The sequence below is a fragment of the Streptomyces sp. NPDC059850 genome, assembly GCF_042731515.1.
Taxonomy (GTDB): domain Bacteria; phylum Actinomycetota; class Actinomycetes; order Streptomycetales; family Streptomycetaceae; genus Streptomyces.
On the sequence record NZ_JBHWJI010000003.1, the window covers coordinates 68,593 to 86,436 of the forward strand.

15 protein-coding genes are annotated in these 17,844 nt (G+C 69.0%); 7 read left to right on the forward strand and 8 right to left on the reverse strand.

Going from position 1 to position 17,844, the window contains the following annotated elements; genetic code table 11:
- Positions 1-81 precede the first annotated feature (81 nt).
- From ACFV9T_RS03500 to ACFV9T_RS03515, 4 genes are all read right to left on the reverse strand, one after another.
- Positions 82-1,191, reverse strand: coding sequence for a hypothetical protein (locus ACFV9T_RS03500; RefSeq protein WP_385436416.1), 1,110 nt, complete (start codon positions 1,189-1,191; stop codon positions 82-84).
- Between the two features lie 2 nt (positions 1,192-1,193).
- Entirely contained in the window at positions 1,194-2,243 is a 1,050-nt protein-coding gene (locus ACFV9T_RS03505) for a hypothetical protein (protein WP_385436417.1), read from the reverse strand.
- A gap of 104 nt (positions 2,244-2,347) precedes the next feature.
- Entirely contained in the window at positions 2,348-3,070 is a 723-nt protein-coding gene (locus tag ACFV9T_RS03510) for an aspartate/glutamate racemase family protein (protein ID WP_385436418.1), read from the reverse strand.
- A 23-nt stretch (positions 3,071-3,093) separates the two neighbouring features.
- Positions 3,094-4,575 (reverse strand): NCS1 family nucleobase:cation symporter-1, encoded by a 1,482-nt coding sequence (locus tag ACFV9T_RS03515; protein WP_385436419.1) that lies wholly within the window; start codon positions 4,573-4,575, stop codon positions 3,094-3,096.
- A 227-nt stretch (positions 4,576-4,802) separates the two neighbouring features.
- Here ACFV9T_RS03515 and ACFV9T_RS03520 point away from each other — a divergent pair, with 227 nt between their 5' ends.
- Positions 4,803-6,185, forward strand: a complete 1,383-nt coding sequence (locus tag ACFV9T_RS03520; protein WP_385436420.1) for an erythromycin esterase family protein — start codon at positions 4,803-4,805, stop codon at positions 6,183-6,185.
- A gap of 117 nt (positions 6,186-6,302) precedes the next feature.
- Positions 6,303-7,823: a purine-cytosine permease family protein gene (locus ACFV9T_RS03525; protein WP_385436421.1), complete on the forward strand. Its 1,521-nt coding sequence runs from the start codon at positions 6,303-6,305 to the stop codon at positions 7,821-7,823.
- Here the strand turns inward: ACFV9T_RS03525 and ACFV9T_RS03530 are convergent.
- The 4 genes from ACFV9T_RS03530 to ACFV9T_RS03545 all read right to left on the reverse strand — a co-directional run bounded on the left by ACFV9T_RS03530 (position 7,799) and on the right by ACFV9T_RS03545 (position 12,268).
- Positions 7,799-8,311 carry a flavin reductase family protein gene (locus ACFV9T_RS03530; protein ID WP_385436422.1) on the reverse strand — a complete coding sequence of 171 codons (513 nt, stop codon included), beginning with the start codon at positions 8,309-8,311 and terminating at the stop codon, positions 7,799-7,801. The genes ACFV9T_RS03525 and ACFV9T_RS03530 overlap by 25 nt on opposite strands.
- A 51-nt stretch (positions 8,312-8,362) precedes the next feature.
- Positions 8,363-9,787: an LLM class flavin-dependent oxidoreductase gene (locus ACFV9T_RS03535; RefSeq protein ID WP_385436423.1), complete on the reverse strand. Its 1,425-nt coding sequence runs from the start codon at positions 9,785-9,787 to the stop codon at positions 8,363-8,365.
- A gap of 187 nt (positions 9,788-9,974) precedes the next feature.
- Positions 9,975-10,769 (reverse strand): IclR family transcriptional regulator, encoded by a 795-nt coding sequence (locus ACFV9T_RS03540; protein WP_385436424.1) that lies wholly within the window; start codon positions 10,767-10,769, stop codon positions 9,975-9,977.
- A gap of 128 nt (positions 10,770-10,897) precedes the next feature.
- Entirely contained in the window at positions 10,898-12,268 is a 1,371-nt protein-coding gene (locus ACFV9T_RS03545) for an MFS transporter (protein ID WP_385436425.1), read from the reverse strand.
- Positions 12,269-12,485: 217 nt separating this feature from the next.
- On the opposite strand from ACFV9T_RS03545, the gene ACFV9T_RS03550 reads away from it, so the two are divergent.
- Genes ACFV9T_RS03550 through ACFV9T_RS03570 form a run of 5 tightly spaced genes read left to right on the forward strand, consistent with a single transcriptional unit; the run spans position 12,486 to position 17,757 of the window.
- A complete protein-coding gene (locus ACFV9T_RS03550) occupies positions 12,486-13,274 on the forward strand; it encodes a 2-keto-4-pentenoate hydratase (protein WP_385436426.1) in 789 nt (262 codons plus the stop codon).
- Between the two features lie 46 nt (positions 13,275-13,320).
- The gene (locus tag ACFV9T_RS03555; protein WP_385436427.1) at positions 13,321-14,622 is read left to right on the forward strand and encodes a flavin monoamine oxidase family protein; all 1,302 of its coding nucleotides are present in this window, start codon (positions 13,321-13,323) and stop codon (positions 14,620-14,622) included.
- Positions 14,623-14,679: 57 nt separating this feature from the next.
- The gene (locus tag ACFV9T_RS03560) at positions 14,680-16,155 is read left to right on the forward strand and encodes an aldehyde dehydrogenase (NADP(+)) (protein WP_385436428.1); all 1,476 of its coding nucleotides are present in this window, start codon (positions 14,680-14,682) and stop codon (positions 16,153-16,155) included.
- Positions 16,156-16,209: 54 nt separating this feature from the next.
- Positions 16,210-16,977, forward strand: a complete 768-nt coding sequence (locus ACFV9T_RS03565; RefSeq protein ID WP_385436429.1) for an SDR family NAD(P)-dependent oxidoreductase — start codon at positions 16,210-16,212, stop codon at positions 16,975-16,977.
- An 18-nt stretch (positions 16,978-16,995) separates the two neighbouring features.
- Positions 16,996-17,757, forward strand: a complete 762-nt coding sequence (locus tag ACFV9T_RS03570; protein WP_385436430.1) for an SDR family NAD(P)-dependent oxidoreductase — start codon at positions 16,996-16,998, stop codon at positions 17,755-17,757.
- The last annotated feature ends 87 nt before the right edge of the window (positions 17,758-17,844 follow it).

Genomic DNA, 17,844 nt, shown 5'->3' on the forward strand with positions numbered 1-17,844 from the left:
CGGCGGAGCCGAGCCGTTGGCCGGAGCGGCCTTGACCTTGACGTCGTGCGGTACGCCTCGGGCGGAGCCCCGTTCGTCAGCTCAGCCGAACCGCAGGACGCGCGGGGCGAAGGTGGCCTCGGGGCCGTCGGCTCTGCCGACCGACCACACCGTCGCCGTGCCCGGCACCGGGGCCAGCCGCAGTATCGAGGAATCGCCCTCCCCGGCCACCGCCGGTTCGCTGTACTCGGTGAACGACTGCCCGTTCCAGGCGAGGAAGTCCGGCCCGGGGACAAGTGGCGGAGAGCTGCCCGGCGGGCCCCACTTCTGGGAGCGGGCCACCGAGACCCAGGCCAGGGCGCCGGAGGTGGCGGGCGCCAGTGAGGTGATCGAGCCGAAGTCGGTGGGCAGGGTCACCCGATTCCACGCCTGCCCGTCCCAGCGGGCCAGCAGGGGCGGGATCGGACGGCCCGGTGGGCCGCCGACGAACCCGGCCGTGCCACCCGCCCACACCTCCGTCGGCGAGACCGCCAGCACACTGCCCACGGCCGATCGCGGGAAGCCGTCCACGACCGTCTGCTGCCACGCCTGTCCGTTCCAGTGCGACACGGCCGCACCCGAGTTGGTGGCGCCCGCGGCCCAGACGTCGTCGGCGGCCAGGATGTGCAGGCCGTATACGGCTCCCGGCGGCACCGGCACGTCCTGCCAGCCGCTCCCGTCCCAGCGCAGCAGTACCTGCGCGCTGTCCCGCGAGCCGATCAGCCAGGTCTCACCGCCACCCGCGACGACTTTGGTCAGCACGACACCGCTCGGCGGCCGGTTCTCGGACCAGGCGGTGCCGTCGAAGCGGAGCAGGCGGGTGCCGCCCGCCGCGTCGCGGCCGACCGCCCAGACCTCGGCCGGTGAGGTCGCGGCGATGGACAGCAGCTCTCCCTGCCAGCCGATGCCGGGCAGACCCTGGCGCTGCCACGCGGTTCCGTCCCAGCGCAGCACCAGCGGGAAGCCCGGCGCCTCGCGGCCGACGGCGTCGGCGCCCACCGCCCACGCCCGGTCCGGCCCGAGCGCCACGGCCTCGTTCAGCCCGGCCTGTGGGCGTACCTGTGCCGGGACCGGAACGTGTTGCCAGGGCGAGGTGTCCGCCGCCGCCGAGCCCATGAGGGTCACGAGGGTCATGGCGACGGCGAGCGCCGCGACGAGAAGTCGGCGTGCCATGGTCAGCCTCCCAGCCGCTCGCTCATCAGATTCGGTTTCGTGCCGTAGATCTCGGCGGTCCCGAAGGACAGCAGCGCGAATCCGGCCTTGGTCAGGGCACGCGGCTTGACGTCGATCGCGCCTCCCCGCTCCGGGCCGTAGGAGAAGGTGGTGCGGGGGCCGTCCACCCGCGCGTACTTCGACTGGAACGCGCGGTCGCTACGCACCGGCAGCCACAGCGCGCCGTCCGGGCCGCGCGCCATGGCCTCGGTGGAGGTGTCGCCCAGCGGTGGGTAGGTGGTGCGCCAGGCGTGCCCGTTCCAGGTCATGAGGTAGGTGCGGGCCACGCCGTCGGTGTACTGGCTGCCGCCGACCGTGACCCGGCCGGACGGTTCGGGCAGGATCGTGTGCACGTTGCTGTCCGGGGGCAGCGGCACCTTCGCGTCCCGCCACGCCGTGCCGTTCCCGCGCAGGACGGTGGTCCCGGTGCTGGTGTCCGCCCAGGCCCAGACGTCGGTGGCGGTACGCGCGGTGATCCCCATCAGGAACAGCACACCGTCCGGGGTGGACTGCGTGGTCCAGCGGGAACCGTCGTAGTGCAGCACCTTCAGCCCGGTGGCGTCCTCACCGACCACCCACGCGGCGCCCGGTACGGCGGTGAAGTCCTGGTAGGTCCACAGGGTCTGCGGCAGCGGGACGGCGCTCCACCCTCCCGCCGTCCGGCGCAGGATCTGCCCCTCCCCCGCGCGGCCGTGGAGGATCCACACTTCCTCGCCGACGAACCGCACCTTCCCGAGCCAGCCCGGTTCACCGGCGCCGGGGAAGGTGGTGTCCCGGCTCCACGCCGTGCCGTCCCACCGGTACAGCATCGGCCGCGGTCCATCGGCGGCGTGCTCGTACCCGGTCGCCCACGCCTCGCCCTTCCCTCGGGCGGCGAGATCGGACACGGTCACGGGCGGGGCCGCCCCCGGCACGGGCAGCGCCGACCAGCTCGGCGTCACCGCCCCGGCAGGCGACACCAACGTGGCACACGCGAACACAAGGCAGACCAAAACCGCACGGAGACCGTTCATGAGCCCCCCAGAGCGCGAAGGTCGCACAGCCTATGGGCGCTCACGCACCCATGAACAGGCGGCATCCGGCCGATCCCGGTGGGGTGTTGACCGCACGGCACCCGTCACGCCGGTGGGGGCCAGTTGACGATCTTCTTGGGCCGAGGAGGTGCGTAGGTGCGCACCTTGGAGGTGGACAGGCCGAGGCGGACGAGGGACTCGGCGATCGTCACAGCCGCCGTCACCCCGTCGACGACGGGGACCCCGGTACGGTCGACGACGCGTTCGGTGAGGCCGGACATGCCGCCGCAGCCCAGGCAGATCACCTCCGCCCGGTCTTCCTCCACCGCACGGGCGGCCTGTTCGGCGATGGCGTCGATGGCCGCGCTCTCGTCCCGTTCGAGATCCAGTACGGCGAGCCCGCTGGCGCGTACGGAGGCGCACCGGGCGCTCAGACCGGCGGCGTGCAGGCGCTCCTCGATCAGCGGGACCGTGCGGTCGAGGCTCGTGACGACGGAGTAGCCGCGGCCGAGGAACTGGGCGGTGCTCGCGGCCGCCTCGGTGATGTCGACCACCGGGACGTCGAGCAGTTCCTGCAGCCCTTCCCTGCCGTGTTCGCCGTATCCGGCCTGGATCACGGCGTCGAACGGCTCCGGGTAGGCGCGGACGGTTTCCATCACGGCGACGGCGGCGAGGTAGCTCTCGTAGTTGCCCTCGACCGACTCCGCCCCGAAGGCGGGCGTCAGCGCGATGATCTCGGTTCCGGGCGATGCCACACCGGCCGCCTGCTGGCCGATCGCGTCGGTGATGGACGGGGTGGTGTTGACGTTCACGACGAGGATGCGCATCGTTCGGCCTTCTGCTGAGGAGGTCATTCGGCGGCGACGGCGATGGCCTCGCCGTCCACGTCCCGGTGCTGCACCGTGCGGTCCGCGATGACCGCGTACAGCGCCGCGGCGAGGGCGGCGCCGATGAACCAGGAGAATCCGGCCACGGCGTGGAACACGGGGGCCAGGGCCATGGCGACGGCGATGGCGGCGCTGGGGACGAAGGCCCAGACGGCCCGGGGGTTGTAGCCTCGGCGGTAGTGGTACTCGCCCCGGGCGTCGTCGGTGTAGAGGTCGGGCACGTTGACGCGGGACTTCCGCAGCAGCCAGTAGTCCGCCATGATCACGCCGAACAGCGGTCCGAGCAGGGCGCCGAGCCCGCCGAGAAAGTAGTTCACCACGACCGGGCTGTTGTAGAGGTTCCACGGCAGGATCACCAGACCGATGACCGCGCTCACCAGACCGGCCCGGCGGAAGTTCAGCCGTCGGGGGAAGAGGTCGATCAGCGCGTAGATCGGTGCCACGAAGTTGGCCAGCAGGTTCACCGCGATGGTCAGGGTGATGAGGGCGAGTGAGGCCGCGGCCAGCAGGAACTCGTTCGGGATCGTCCGGACGATGTCCGTGGGGCTGGTGATGACGTGGCCGTCGAGCTTGAACTGCGCCCCGCTGAGCACCACGACGATGACGGCGAAGAAGAGCATGTTCACCGGGATGCCGATCACGTTTCCGCGGACGATGGAGCTGCGGCTCTTCGCGGACCGGGTGAAGTCGCAGAAGTTGAGCACGAACGTTCCGTAGATCACCACCCACAGCGCGGCGCCCTGCAGGATCTGCAGCCACATCTCGGCGCCGACGAGCGGCTCGTCGACGGACAGCGAGATCGAACCGTCCGCGCGGACGAACATCCAGACCGCGAGGGCGCACATGGTGATCAGCGTCGTGGGCGCCGCGAAGGCCATGTACCGCCGGATCATCTGCATCCCGTAGCTCACGATGAGGACCTGGAGGGTCCACAGGGCCAGGAAGGTGATCCAGCCGAGCGTCGACTGGCCGAGCAGGGAGTTCGTGTCCAGGGTGCGGAGGCCGGGAAACATCGCGACGAGAAGGGCGCTCAGGACCGAGGAGGCGAGGTAGGTCTGGATGCCGAACCAGGCGATGGCGACGGCGCCCCGGACGATGGCCGGTATCTTCGCTCCCTTGATGCCGAACGCCATGCGGCCCATGACGGGAAAGGGGACGCCCGTCTTGTGCCCCATGAAGCCGGACAGCGTGAGCAGAAGGAAGAGCAGGACGGAGGCGAGCGCGAAGGCCGCCAGAATGCCCCACACGTTGAGCCCGAGCGCGAAGAGGCCGATGGCGAACGCGTAATTTCCCAGGCTGTGCACGTCATTCGCCCAGAGCGTGAAGACGTTGTAGGCGCCCCAACGGCGCCCTTCCTTCTTCGTCGGGGCGAGATCGTACGTATACAGGCCGGAACTGACAGCGCCTTCGGTGCCCACACACGATCGGCCATCCACAGCAGTCATACGGCGCTCCAGAGGGGGGAAGTAGGTGGCGTACGCGACTGGAGGTTTCCACAAAACGGAAGCAATCTTCCGTTCAGCGAAACGTAGTTTTCGACAACCACGCCGTCAAGGGGTCGGACCCAGACAACTTCACGCCTCAGACGTGGCGCCGGACCTGTGGTTGTCCCCCGGAGGAGACTGACGCTGGCAGGCTGTCCGAGCCTGCCGCCCATCGGCAGCCTTACTCCATGCCTGTATCGCACAGACCACATCGATCGCATCGGTTACGACTGCTCCTGCTGGCGCTGACACTCCAGGTCGGCGCGCTGACGGTCGCCACCCCGACGGCGCACGCGAGCGCGAGGGCCACCACCGATCCAGCGCGCGAACTGGCGCGCGTCGCGGAGCCGCTGCGCTCCACCGAACCCGGCGCCCCCGGCGGCGATCTGCGCCCGCTGGGCCGCATGATCGGCTCGGCGAAGATCGTCGGGCTGGGCGAGGCCACCCACAGCTCCCGGCAGTTCTTCACGATGAAGCAACGCGTCTTCCGGTACCTCGTCGAAGAGAAGGGCTTCACCACCTTCGCGCTGGAGGCGCCCTGGTCCACCGGCCTGGTCCTCAACAGGTACGTGCTGCACGGGAAGGGCGACCCGGAGAAGATCATGCGGAAGGAGTTCCAGAGTTCGTACCGGATCTGGAACACCCGCGAGTATCTCGATCTGCTGAGGTGGATGCGCGCCCACAACGTCCGCCACCCCGGCCACCCCGTGCAGTTCATGGGCGAGGACAACGGCTACGCGGGACCTGAGCTTTTCGACCGGGTCACGGAGTACGTGTCCGCCCACCACCCACGGCTGCTGCCGGAGTTCCGCCGCTCCTACCGCGAGCTGCGGCCGACCGGGAGCGTGGAAGAGACCGTCAACGGGAACCTGGCCAAGCCCCTCGCCGAGCGCGAGCGGATCGCCGCGAACGTGCGCCGCGCCTACGAGCTTCTCCGGGCGCAGGGGCCGGACGGGGACCGGCGGGCGTACGAGTGGGTTCTCCAGCACGCCAGGGCCATCGCCCAGACCGGCACCCTCTACGCGTACTACGGCTTCGACGACCCGCAGAAGATCGCCAGGGCCATGCTCTACCGCGACCAGATCATGGCCGAGAACACCGTGTGGTGGCAGCGGCACACCGGCCACCGGATGCTGCTGTCGGCCCACAACGGCCATGTCTCCTACGAGTCCGACAACCCTGAGCAGTATCCGAAGACCCAAGGGGAGTTCATCCGCGAGAGCGTCGGGCCCGAGTACGTGAACATCGGCTACACCTTCGGGCAGGGCTCGTTCAACGCGATGGATCTGACGGACCCGGAGGAGCCCTACCGCCGCTTCTCCGTGGAGCCGCTGGGCGCGGGCAGCAACGAGGAGGTGCTGGAGCGCGTCTCGCGCCGGGACTACTACGTCGATCTGCGGACCGTGCCCGAGCCGACGCGAGACTGGCTGCTGGCGAAGCGGCTGACCCGCTCCATCGGGAACTCCTGGCCGGAGAGCCCCTACCAAACCTCGCTCAGCCGCCAGTTCGACGTCCTGATCCACCTCCATCGCGTCACGGCCGCGGATCTCCTGCCGACGACCCGGGACTGAGTACGGAGCATCAGCAACCGCGCCACCGACGGTTGCCGCTGGTCAGGGGCGGGACGCAGACTGTGGCCCGGCCCTGACCACGGGGCGATGCCACCGCCGGACCGGAGAGTGAAGCCTGTGACCACGTCGATCACCGAGATCGAGACCCATGGCGTCGAACGCATACCGGACGAGGACCGGTCGGCCCGCCCGATCGACCTCTTCCGGCTGGCCTTCGGCGGCGCCAACACCTTCGCGACGTGCGTGCTCGGCGCCTTTCCCATCCTGTTGGGGCTGTCCTTCACGCAGGGTCTCGCGGCGACCGTCCTCGGCCTGGTCGCCGGGGCGCTGCTGCTCGCCCCCATGGCGCTGTTCGGCCCGGCGAACGGCACGAACAACGCGGTCTCCTCCTCGGCACACCTGGGAGTGCACGGCCGGATCGTCGGCTCGTTCCTCTCGCTGCTCACCGCGATCGCGTTCTTCTCGATCTCGGTGTGGTCCTCGGGTGACGCGCTCATCGGCGGGGCCCACCGGCTCGTCGGCGTACCGGAGTCGGAGGTTTCGTACGGCGCCGCCTACGCGGTGTTCGCGGTGCTCGTCCTCATCGTCTGCGTCTACGGCTTCCGCTTCATGCTGCTGGTCAACAAGGTTGCCGTGATCGCCGCGTCGGCGCTCTTCGTGCTGGGCGCCGTCGCGTTCGGCGGTGATTTCGACCCCGGCTACGCGGGCACCTTCGACTCGACCGCCGACCCGCTGTTCTGGCCGTCGTTCATCGGCGCCGCGCTGATCGTGCTGTCCAACCCGGTCTCCTTCGGCGCCTTCCTCGGTGACTGGTCCCGCTACATCCCGGCCGCGACACCGCGCCGCCGGGTGATGGGCGCCGCGTTCCTCGCCCAGCTCGCCACCCTGCTGCCGTTCGTCTTCGGCCTGGCCACCGCCTCGGTCATCGCGACCAAGGCCGCCTCGTACGTCGACCCGGCCGCCCCCAACTACGTCGGCGGGCTGCTGGCGGTCTCGCCCGGCTGGTACTTCCTGCCGGTGTGCCTGATCGCGCTGATCGGCGGCCTGTCCACTGGCACCACCGCGCTCTACGGCACCGGCCTCGACTTCTCCAGTGTCTTTCCGCGCTTCAGCCGGGTCCGGGCGACGTTCCTCATCGGGGCGCTGTCGATCGTGTTCGTCTTCCTCGGCCGGTTCGCCCTGAATCTCACCCAGTCCATCTCGACCTTCGCGACGCTGATCGTCACGTGCACCGCGCCCTGGATGGTCGTGATGGTTCTCGGTTATGTGACCCGCCGTGGCTGGTACGACGCGGAGGCGCTGCAGGTCTTCAACCGCCGCCAGCGCGGCGGCCGTTACTGGTTCACCCACGGCTGGAACTGGCGCGGGATGTCCGCCTGGCTGGTGTCGGCCGTGGTGGCGCTGCTCTTCGTGAACCTGCCGGGCCAGTTCGTCGGCCCGCTGGGCGACCTCGCGAACGGGGCCGACATCTCCCTGCCGGTCGGCCTCGCCCTCGCCGCCGTGAGCTACCTCGGCCTGCTGACCGCGTTCCCCGAACCGCGCGGGGTGTACGGGCCGGACGGCCCCCGTCTCGTACGGGCCTCCGCCGCCGACACCCCGCCCATCAGCGACGCTCAGGCGGCGACCGCTTCGCTGTAGCTGCCGAGCTTTCCCTTGTGGAAGACCAGGGGCTGCCCGGGCCCCGCGGCCATGCGCAGCACTCGGGCGACCACGATGAGGTGGTCGCCGCCGTCGAGTTCCTGCGTCACCTCGCAGTCGATCCAGGCGACCGCGCCGCTGATGTGCGGGGCGCCGTCAGGGGACGGGTGCCACTCCACATCGGCGAACTTGTCACCGCTCTTGCGGGACAGGGACCGGCAGACCGCGTCCTGGCCTCCGGCGAGAATGCTGGCGCTGAACCGGACCCCGCCGCGGACCTTGGGCCAGCTGCTGGAGGTACGGGCGACACTGAAGGCGACCAGCGGCGGGTCGAGGGAGAGCGAGGCGAACGTACCGACGATCATGCCGACGGGCTGGGCCGTGGACGGCTCGATGCCCGTCACCGCCACCACGCCGGTCGGCAGGTGGGACATGACGTGGCGGAAGTCCATCTGGTCGAGCTGCTGCTCGGTGGCGTAGGTGGTCATGGTGACGCTCCCTTCGAGGTGGTCAAACGGTGAGTGGGGGTGTGCGGGCCGTCAGGCCCGTGCTCCGCTGAGGGTGGCCCGTGGCCGGTCGCCCTCGGGCAGGGCGGAGCGGATCTTCGAGGCCGGGTGGTCCGGCAGCGTGCGGCGCCGACCCGCTCCGTAGAAGCTCTCGCGGAGCGTGGTGGCGTTCTCGTCGTAGCACTCGCGCGCCAGGCCCTGTCGGCGCAGCTCCGGAAGCGCCAGCTCGATGAAGTCCTCCCAGCCACCGGGCTTGGTCGCGTAGCTGACGTTGAAACCGTCGAGGTCGGCCACGTCCCGCCACCTGCGCAGCTCGGACGCCACCGTCCGCGGCGAGCCGACGATGACCGCGCCGGTACCGCCGATGCCGATGAACTCGGCGATCTGGCGGGTGGTCCAGGTCCGCGTGGGGTCCGCCTTGGAGAACATCTCCACCATCGAGCGCGAGCCGTCCACCTCCGCGTACTCCAGCGGCATGTCCGGGTCCACGCCGCTCAGGTCGATCCCGGTCCAGCCCGCGAACCGGGCCAGCGCGCCCTCGTAGCTGACGTTGCGAAGGTGCCGCTCGTACTTCTCCCGCGCCTGGGCGTCGGTGGGCGCGACGATCACGGTGATCAGCGCGAGGACCTTGACGCTCCGCGGGTCGCGGCCCGCCTCCGCCACCGCGGTACGGACCTTGTGGACGCTGCGCCGGGTCAGCTCGGGAGTCATCGTGTTCACGAAGACCGCTTCGGCGTTCTGGGCGGCGAAGAGCATCCCCCGGGAGGAGGCCCCGGCCTGGAAGAGCATGGGGGTGCGCTGCGGGGACGGCTCGCACAGGTGCAGCCCCGGCACATCGAAGTAGGTGCCCTGGTGGTGAATCGGGTGGACGCGCCGCGGGTCGAGGTAGGAACCGGCCGCTGCGTCGCGGATGACCGCGTCGTCCTGCCAGGAGCCCTCCCAGAGCTTGTAGCAGACCCGCAGGTACTCATCCGCCATGTCGTAGCGCTTGTCGTGCGGGATCTGCGTGCCGAGCCCGAGGTTGCGCGCGGCCGATTCGTTGTAGGAGGTGACGATGTTCCAGCCGACCCGGCCGGCCGTGAGGTGGTCCAGCGTGCTGAACTTGCGCGCCAGGGCGTAGGGCTGTTCGTACGTCAGGGACGAGGTGACGCCGAAGCCCAGGTGACGCGTGGCCGAAGCCATCGCCGAGACGACGAGCGCGGGGTCGTTGATCGGAAACTGGGCGGCATCGCGCAGGGCGGCGTCGGGGGACCCGCCGTAGACGTCGTGGTAGCCGACGGTGTCGGCGAAGAAGATGCCGTCGAAGCAGGCCTCTTCCAGCATGCGGGCCGTGTCGGTCCAGTAGCTCAGGTCGGTGTAGCGCCGTCCCTCGTCATCCGGGTCGCGCCAGGAACCCGCGGTCAAATGCGCGGGAGCGGACACATCGAAGGCGAAGAACTTCAGCGGCTGATTGCTCATGCTGCGCTCCAGAGTCATGTGGAACGTTCACTAAGCGAACGTCGCGTTCATGTTGCGACGCCCAGAAGGGTCATGTCAACAGAGTGGATGGGGCTGCTCTACGTCGATTCTGAACGTCACGTTCGCTTAGCGGTCGCTCGGGGATACAAAAAAGCCGCCGCTCATCGCGGCGGCTGAACGGGCTCGGTCACTCAGCGGCCGAGTCCTGCCAGAACACCTCGATCAACCGGTCGACGATGGTCTGCATCTGCTGAAGGGCCTCGGGGATCTGGGCCCGGCTGAACCGGTACCGGGGCCCGTTGACGGTCAGGACCGCCACCAGCGTGCCGGACGAGTCGCGGAGGGGGCGCGACAGCGACAGCAGCTCCTCCTCCAGCTCGTTGTCGATGACGGCGAAACCCTGCTCGCGGACCTCGTCCAGCTCCCTGAGCAGGGTCGCCCGATCGGTGATGGTGCGCGAGGCGAAGGACTCCAGCTCCTTCGGCAGCAGCGCGACCACCTTCTCCACGGGCATCTCCGCGAGCAGCACCTTGCCGGTGGAACTGGCGTGCAGGGGGTAGTGCAGCCCCACCATGTTGTGCTGCACGATGCCCACCACATGTGACCCCGTGGCCTCGGCGACCACTTCGAGCCCGTCCTGAAGATCCGGCACCGAGAGGGTCACCTGCTCGTTGAACTTCTCCGCCAGCTCCTCCAGCAGCGGCTGCGCGCGGGCGACGAGACCCGCGTGCGGATCCGCGTAACGGCCGAGCCGCGCCAGCTCCCAGCCGAGGATGTAGTTGTTGCCGACGCGGTCGACGAACCCGCTCACCTCGAAGCTGTGCAGCAGGCGAAACGCGGTGGGCCGGGAGATCCCCGTCGCCTTCGCGAGCGTCGTCACGGTGGCCCCGGACCGGGGCTGGGCCGCCAGCTCGCGAAGCAGCCGCACACCCTTGGTCACCGACTTGTTCGTCATCTCTACCGGTGCGGACGCGTCGCTCATGAGGCCCCTTCGTGGTGCAGAACGCTGCGCGCGCACGCAGCTCAAACCTTCCTCTCTGCCACTCTAACGTCTGCATGTTCAGATACTGAACGCACCGTGAGCCCGCCCCCGTGGGGCAGCCCGGGCTTTCAGACCGGGGCCTTCCCCGGACGAGACCTGCCGCGGTGCGGGGCGGAGGTTTCGCTCAGCGGCCGGCCGGTGGTCTCCGGTGCGAGGACCTGGGAGACCACGGCGCCGACGACACAGACTCCGGCCGCGATGAGCATGCTCGGCCCGGGGCCGAGGTTGTGCATCGACCACGGCAGCAGGAAGGTGCCGAGGCCGGCGCCGACGCGGCTGAAGGCGCAGCCGAAGCCGGTCCCGATGCCGCGGATCTCGGTGGGGAACACCTCGCCGGGATAGACGCCGGTGATGGCCGTGGGTATGGCGTTCGTGAAGGCGAAGACGAGGAAGCAGACAAGGACCAGAGCGGGCGGCGCGGAGGTCCACACCCCGATGACCAGGAGGACGATCGCGCACACCCACTGGGTGGGAATGATCAGCCTACGGCGGCCGACACGTTCGATGAGCGCCAGGGAGACCAGCACGCCGACCAGGGCGAGCCCGTTGAGGCCCAGCGCCCCGCCGAAGCCGTCGCCGAGACCGTAGTCGGACAGCACGCTGGCCGCGAAGGTGGCGATGGCGAAATACGGGGTGACGGTGCAGAACCAGAACACGGAGACGAAGGTCGTGGTCCGCCAGTAGTCACGGGAGAACAGCATCCCGAAGGTGCCCTGACGGGTGGTTTCACCGGCGAGGTCGAGGACGTCGGCGGGTGATTCGAGAAAGTCGTGGGCGATCCGGTGCGCTTCCTCGGTACGGCCCTGGTTCATCAGCCAGCGCGGCGACTCGGGGAGGCCGAGCCGGGCCAGGAACAAGATCGCCGCCGGCACCGTGCTGGAGCCGAGGATGATCCGCCAGTCCGCCGAGAACACCGAGTTCATCGCGTAGCCGACGCAGAAGGCGAACATGAAGCCGACGTACCAGGCGACCTCCGAGAGGGACATCAGCCGTCCGCGCAGGCGCGCCGGGGCGAATTCGGCCAGCAGTGGCCAGCTCACCGAATAGTCGACCCCGATCGCGATCCCCATCAGCAGGCGCACGCCGAACAGCTGCCAGGTCGAGTCGACGAAGAACTGCAGGACCGAACCGACCAGGAAGAGCGCCAGGTCGAGGGTGAACGTCGGCTTGCGGCCGAGTTTGTCGGCCAGCCAGCCGCCGAGCGGCCCGCCGATGAAGATGCCGATCAGGGCGGACGCCCCGGTCAGCCCTTCCCAGAACAGGGACATGTGAAGCTCGGCGGTGGCGGCGGCGATGGCAGTGCCGATGATGCCGAGGATGTAGCCGTCGATGAACATGCCGCCGACGGTCAGACCGGTCAATTTGATCATGAAGCGCCGTTTGTCGACCGGACCGGCCCCGCCCCTCGCCAGGGGGTCGGGTTTGCTGATGGTGGTCACACTTCAGTCCTTCCTCAGCAGAAGGTGTTCAAATATTGAGCACCACGACCAAAATTTTCGGAAGCGTGGCATGAACACCATGGCCCGTCAAGGCTTCCGGACAGCACTGCAACCCTCTGCGACCCTTGACAGCAGGGCATGCGCGACCCACCATCACACTCATCTTGCTTGAACGTTAAGTTCACTATGTGAACGCCTTGAGATGTGGGTGGCTTCCATGCAGACGTCCGAACTCCACGACATCGCTACGGCACTGCGCACGGCGCGAGCCAACGCCAAGCCCGTCACCGCGCCGACGACGACCTGGCCCACCCTCGACGCGGACAGCGCTTTCGCGGTCCAGCGGATCACCATGGAAGCGGCCATCGCCGACGGCGACCGCCTGGTCGGTTACAAGCTGGGCAACATCGCCAAGGTGATGCAGGACGCCTTCGGTCTCGACCAGCCCGACTACGGGTATCTACTCGGATCGACGTTCGCCTGCGAAGGCATCCCGCAGGAGCGGCAGCGCTACATCGAGCCGTTCGTGGAACTCGAACCGGCCTTCATCCTGGGGCGCCCCCTCAGCGGTCCCCACGTCACCGTCGCCGACGTCATCAACGCCGTCGAGTACGCCGTGCCCGCCATCGAGATCATCGACTCGCGCGTGGAGAACTGGGCGATCGGCCTGCCGGACACCCTGGCGGACAACGGCTCGACCGGCGCCGTCATCCTCGGTGGAACACCGCGCCGCATAGCCGACCTCTCGCTGAGCGACACCCGAGGGGTCCTGCACTTCAACGGCCGCCAGGTCATCGAGGGAAGCACCAAGAACATCCTCGGCAACCCCTTCGCCGCCACCGCGTGGCTGTGCAACCGGCTCGCCGCCTACGACATCGCCTTCGAACCGGGACAGGTCATCCTCCCCGGCAGCTGCCTGCGGGCCGTGCCCATGAACGAGACCGGTCACTGGGCGGGCACCTTCGAGGGCTGGGGAACGGTCGAGTTCGACGTGTCCACGGCGTAGTCGGCGCCCGTCACAGGAAAGGCCCGTCACACAGGAAAGGGCAGACATGGAACAGCAGGCAGACGTGGTCGTCGTCGGAGCGGGAGTCGCCGGACTGATCACCGCGCGCGAACTGAGCCGCCAGGGCGTGCGGACCGTCGTCCTCGAAGCGCGCGACCGGATCGGCGGCCGGACCTGGACCGATCACCGTCTCGGCCGGGACCTGGAGATCGGCGGCACCTGGCTGCACTGGGTCCAGCCGCACGCCTGGGCGGAGGTCACCCGCTACGGACTGGACGTCACCCGCGGGCCCCGCTCGGAGGAAACGTACTGGCTCGCCGGTGACGAGGTGCGCCGCGGGACGCTGGACGACTTCATGAACCTGATCAACCCGGGCATGACCCGGCTGCTGGAAGACACCATGAAGTGGATTCCCCGCCCCGACGCACCCCTGACCGTGCGGCGGCTGGCCGACGTCGACCAGTTCACCCTGCAGGAGATGCTCGACGAACTCGACCTGCCCGTTGAAGAGCGCAACGCCAACGAAGCCGCCTGGGTCGGGCACTTCAACGCCCCGCTCACCCAGTGCGCCTACCTCAGCGCCCTGCGCTGGACCGCCGCGGCCGCCGGCTCCTGGCACCTGATGCACGAAGCCTCCGCGATCTTCCGGCTCACGGGCGGCACGCGGGGTCTGGTGGAGGCCATCGCCGCCGACTCGGGCGCCGACATCCGGCTGGAAGCCCCGGTCCGCTCGATCACCCACGACGAGCGGGGAGCCGAGATCACCTACGGCGACGGCCACACCCTCCGGGCCCGGCGCGTGGTGATCACCCTGCCGCAGAACATGCTGCACCAGCTCGACGTCACCCCCGCGCTGCCGGAAGACAAGATCCGCCCCAGCCTGGAGAAGACCGCTTCCCGGGGCGCGAAGGCTTGGATCCGGGTGCGCGGCCCCATCACGCCGTTCTTCGCCTACTCCTCACAGCACCACCCGCTCTCCGTGGTGCGCACCGAGTTCATCGGGGCGGACGACGCCGTACTGGTCGCCTTCGGCGCCGACTCCTCCCGGATCGACGTCAACGACCCGAAGGCCATCGACGCGGCGCTGCGGGTCTGGCGCGATGACCTCGATGTGCTCGAAGCCGGCGGGCACGACTGGATGGCAGATCCCCACTCCCAGGAGACCTGGCTGATCCAGCAGCCCGGCCAACTCACCCAGTATCACGAGGCGTTGCAGGCGAGCACCGGGGTCCTGCACTTCGCGAGCAGCGACGTCGCGAACATCTGGGCGGGTTTCATCGACGGCGCCGTCGAAAGCGGCACCCGAGTGGCCCGCCACGTCCACACCAGCCTGGAACAGCGGCACTGAAAGCACACTGCCAAACACCGACACTGCCAAACACCGACACCGACGAGGAAACACTGCATGACCACCACTGCGGACGCCCTGTCCACGACCTCCACCGAACAGCTCGATGAGCAGATCCGAGCGGCCCGGACGGCTTACGAGCGGGCAACGGAGGTGCCCCCGCGCCGACGGGCGGAGTGGCTGGAGGCCATCGCCTCGGCGCTGGAAGAACACGCCGGGGAGCTGGTGCCGCTGGCCCAGCAGGAGACACACCTGGCCACGGGACGTCTCCAAGGCGAGCTGAAGCGCACCGTCTTCCAGCTCCGGTTCTTCGCCGACGAGATCGTCCGCGGCGAGCACTTCGCCGCCACCATCGACCACGAAGACCCTTCCTGGGGCATGGGGCCACGTCCGGATATCCGACGCGTCAACGAACCGCTCGGCGTCGTCGGCGTCTTCGGTGCCTCCAACTTTCCCTTCGCCTTCAGCGTGATCGGCGGAGACTCCGCCTCCGCGCTCGCCGCCGGATGCGCGGTGGTGCACAAGATCCACGACGGCCACTATGCCCTCGCCGTGCGCACCGGGCAGATCGTGACCGAAGCGCTTCGGGCCGCCGGTGCCCCGACGAGCCTGTTCTCCACGGTGACCGGACGTGACGCGGCACAAGCCCTGGTGGACCATCCGCTCGTGCGGGCCATCGGGTTCACCGGCTCCCCGACCGGAGGACGCGCCCTCTTCGACCGGGCCTGCCGCCGTCCCGTTCCCATCCCCTTCTACGGAGAGCTGGGCAGCGTCAACCCCGTCTTCGTCACCGAGAAGGCCTGGACCACCCGCCGGGACGAGATCCTGGCCGGTTACGCCAACGCCTCCACCATGGGCATGGGGCAGTTCTGCACCAAGCCCGGACTCCTCTTCGTGCCCGCTTTCGACGACGACGAGGTCACCGACGTACTCCGCCGGGAACTCGGCACCAAGCCGCTCACGGCGCTGCTGACCCCGAACCTGCGCGAAGCGTTCGACACGGCGCTCGCTTCCGTGCGGGCCCTGCCGCAGGTGGACGAGCTGATCTCCGGCGACGATGCCGAGGCCCCCCGGCCGACGGTGCTGATCACCACCTCGGAGGCCGTCCGGGAAGACACCACCGTGCTGGAACGGGAGATCTTCGGCCCGGCCACGGTGATCGTTCAGTACCGTTCCGAAGGCGAGCTGGCGGAACTGGCGTCGCTGCTGGACGGGCAGCTCACCGCCACCCTCCAGGCCGAGCCCGACGAACAGCTCACCGGCCTGGTGGGCGTACTGCGCGACAAGAGCGGCCGGGTGCTGTGGAACAGCTGGCCGACCGGTGTCACCGTCTCCTACGCCCAGCACCACGGTGGCCCTTACCCGGCCACCACCGCTCCCGCCACCACCTCCGTGGGCACCGCCTCGATCGGCCGGTTCATGCGGCCGGTGGCCTACCAGTCCTTCCCGGAGGGCCAGCTCCCACCGGCCCTGCGAGAGGCGAACCCCTGGGCCATCGCGCGCCGCGTGGACGGACACCGCACACAGAACTAGCCGTCGGCACACACGGTCGGGACACACGGTCGGGACACCTGAAGGAGGAGCACGGTGAGGTTTTCGGGAAAGGTCGCCATCGTCACAGGCGGCGCGGGAGGCGTGGGCAAGGCTCTGGTACGCACGCTGACGCGGGAAGGGGCCGCCGTCATGGTGGCCGACGTCGCGGCGGAGGGATGCCGGACGCTGGCAGCGGACATCGAAGCGGCTGGCGGCACGATGCGGTTCAGCGTCGGTGACCTGCGAGAGAAGACCTATTGCGAGCACGTGGTCGCGGACACCCTGGAACACTTCGGCAGGGTGGACATCCTGGTCAACAACGCCGGGATCATCCCCCGGGGAACGATTCTGGAGACCTCCGACGACATGTGGCACACCGCCCTCGACGTCAATCTCACCGCGATGTTCTACCTGTGCCGAGCCGCCATTCCCGCCATGAAGGAACGTGGCGGAGGCGCCATCGTCAACACGTCTTCCGTATGGGGCGTGTACCCGGGTCCGCAGCACCTCGCCTACTGCACCACCAAGGGAGCGGTAGCCGCCTTCACCAAGAGCCTGGGGCGCGACCACGCACCCGACGGCATCCGCGTGAACGCCGTCTGCCCGCACGAGATCAACACCCCCATGCTGCGCTCCGGGTTCGAGCGCCGGGGCCTGGATCCGGATGAGGCCGTCGCGGAATTGAACAAGACCGTACCGCTGGGACACATCGCGGAGCCCGAAGAGATCGCGGACGTCATCGCGTTCCTCGCGTCCAGCGAGGCCCGCTACATCGCCGGGGAGACCGTCGAGGTCACCGGCGCCAAGCCGGTGGCGAACTGAGGAGAAGGGAGAAGCACGGTGCAACTGGACGGAAAAATCGCCCTGGTGACCGGCGGCGGGCGCGGCATAGGCCGAGGCATCGTCGATCGTTTCCTCGAGGAAGGAGCGCGGGTGGCGGTCGTGCAACGCCAGGCTCTGGACACCGCGCTTCAGGACCACCCGGGGGTCGCTCATATCCATGCCGACCTGAGTATCCCGTCATCGATCGCGACGGCCGTCGAGGGTGTCGTCGAGCGGTTCGGCGGGATCGACATCCTGGTCAACAACGCCGGGATCATGTTCGAGCGCGGTGTCTCCGACATCCAGGTGGAGGAGTGGGACCTCATGGTCGCCGTCAACATGCGCGCACCGTTGTTCCTGGCCCAGGCGGCTCTGCCGCATATGCGAGGACGCGGAGGCGGAAGCATCATCAATATCGGCTCCATCGAAGGGCTCGGGGCGAACCCTGGACATGCGGCCTACTGCGCCTCCAAGGCAGGTGTTCACGGCCTGACCCGCGCCCTGGCGGTCGACCTCGGCGAACACAACGTCCGCTGCAATGCGATCGCGCCCGGCTGGATCACCTCCGAACTCAGCGAGAACTACCTGGCGTCACACCCCGACCCGCCCACGGCCCGTGACGCTCTCCACCGCCTGCACCCCCTGGGGCGCGTAGGACAGCCCACCGATGTCGGCGACCTCGCCGTGTACCTCGCGAGTGACAAGTCGGGCTTTCTCACCGGAGAGACCGTGGTGCTCGACGGCGGACGGACCGCGAAACTGCCCACACCGTCCTCATAGCTCCCTCCGCATAGGTACCGGCCCCCCTCGCGATCAGCCCGCTAATCTGTATACAGAAGCGTGTGCGGCGGATCGGCGAGGAGTTTC

What these genes read in the sequence shown, in the direction of transcription:
- ACFV9T_RS03540 (WP_385436424.1), bottom strand. Translation starts at nt 10,769, where the DNA reads ATGAGCGACGCGTCCGCACCGGTAGAGATGACGAACAAGTCGGTGACC.
- ACFV9T_RS03520 (WP_385436420.1), top strand. Translation starts at nt 4,803, where the DNA reads ATGCCTGTATCGCACAGACCACATCGATCGCATCGGTTACGACTGCTC.
- ACFV9T_RS03560 (WP_385436428.1), top strand. Translation starts at nt 14,680, where the DNA reads ATGACCACCACTGCGGACGCCCTGTCCACGACCTCCACCGAACAGCTC.
- ACFV9T_RS03555 (WP_385436427.1), top strand. Translation starts at nt 13,321, where the DNA reads ATGGAACAGCAGGCAGACGTGGTCGTCGTCGGAGCGGGAGTCGCCGGA.
- ACFV9T_RS03535 (WP_385436423.1), bottom strand. Translation starts at nt 9,787, where the DNA reads ATGAGCAATCAGCCGCTGAAGTTCTTCGCCTTCGATGTGTCCGCTCCC.
- ACFV9T_RS03530 (WP_385436422.1), bottom strand. Translation starts at nt 8,311, where the DNA reads ATGACCACCTACGCCACCGAGCAGCAGCTCGACCAGATGGACTTCCGC.
- ACFV9T_RS03505 (WP_385436417.1), bottom strand. Translation starts at nt 2,243, where the DNA reads ATGAACGGTCTCCGTGCGGTTTTGGTCTGCCTTGTGTTCGCGTGTGCC.
- ACFV9T_RS03510 (WP_385436418.1), bottom strand. Translation starts at nt 3,070, where the DNA reads ATGCGCATCCTCGTCGTGAACGTCAACACCACCCCGTCCATCACCGAC.
- ACFV9T_RS03500 (WP_385436416.1), bottom strand. Translation starts at nt 1,191, where the DNA reads ATGGCACGCCGACTTCTCGTCGCGGCGCTCGCCGTCGCCATGACCCTC.
- ACFV9T_RS03515 (WP_385436419.1), bottom strand. Translation starts at nt 4,575, where the DNA reads ATGACTGCTGTGGATGGCCGATCGTGTGTGGGCACCGAAGGCGCTGTC.
- ACFV9T_RS03550 (WP_385436426.1), top strand. Translation starts at nt 12,486, where the DNA reads ATGCAGACGTCCGAACTCCACGACATCGCTACGGCACTGCGCACGGCG.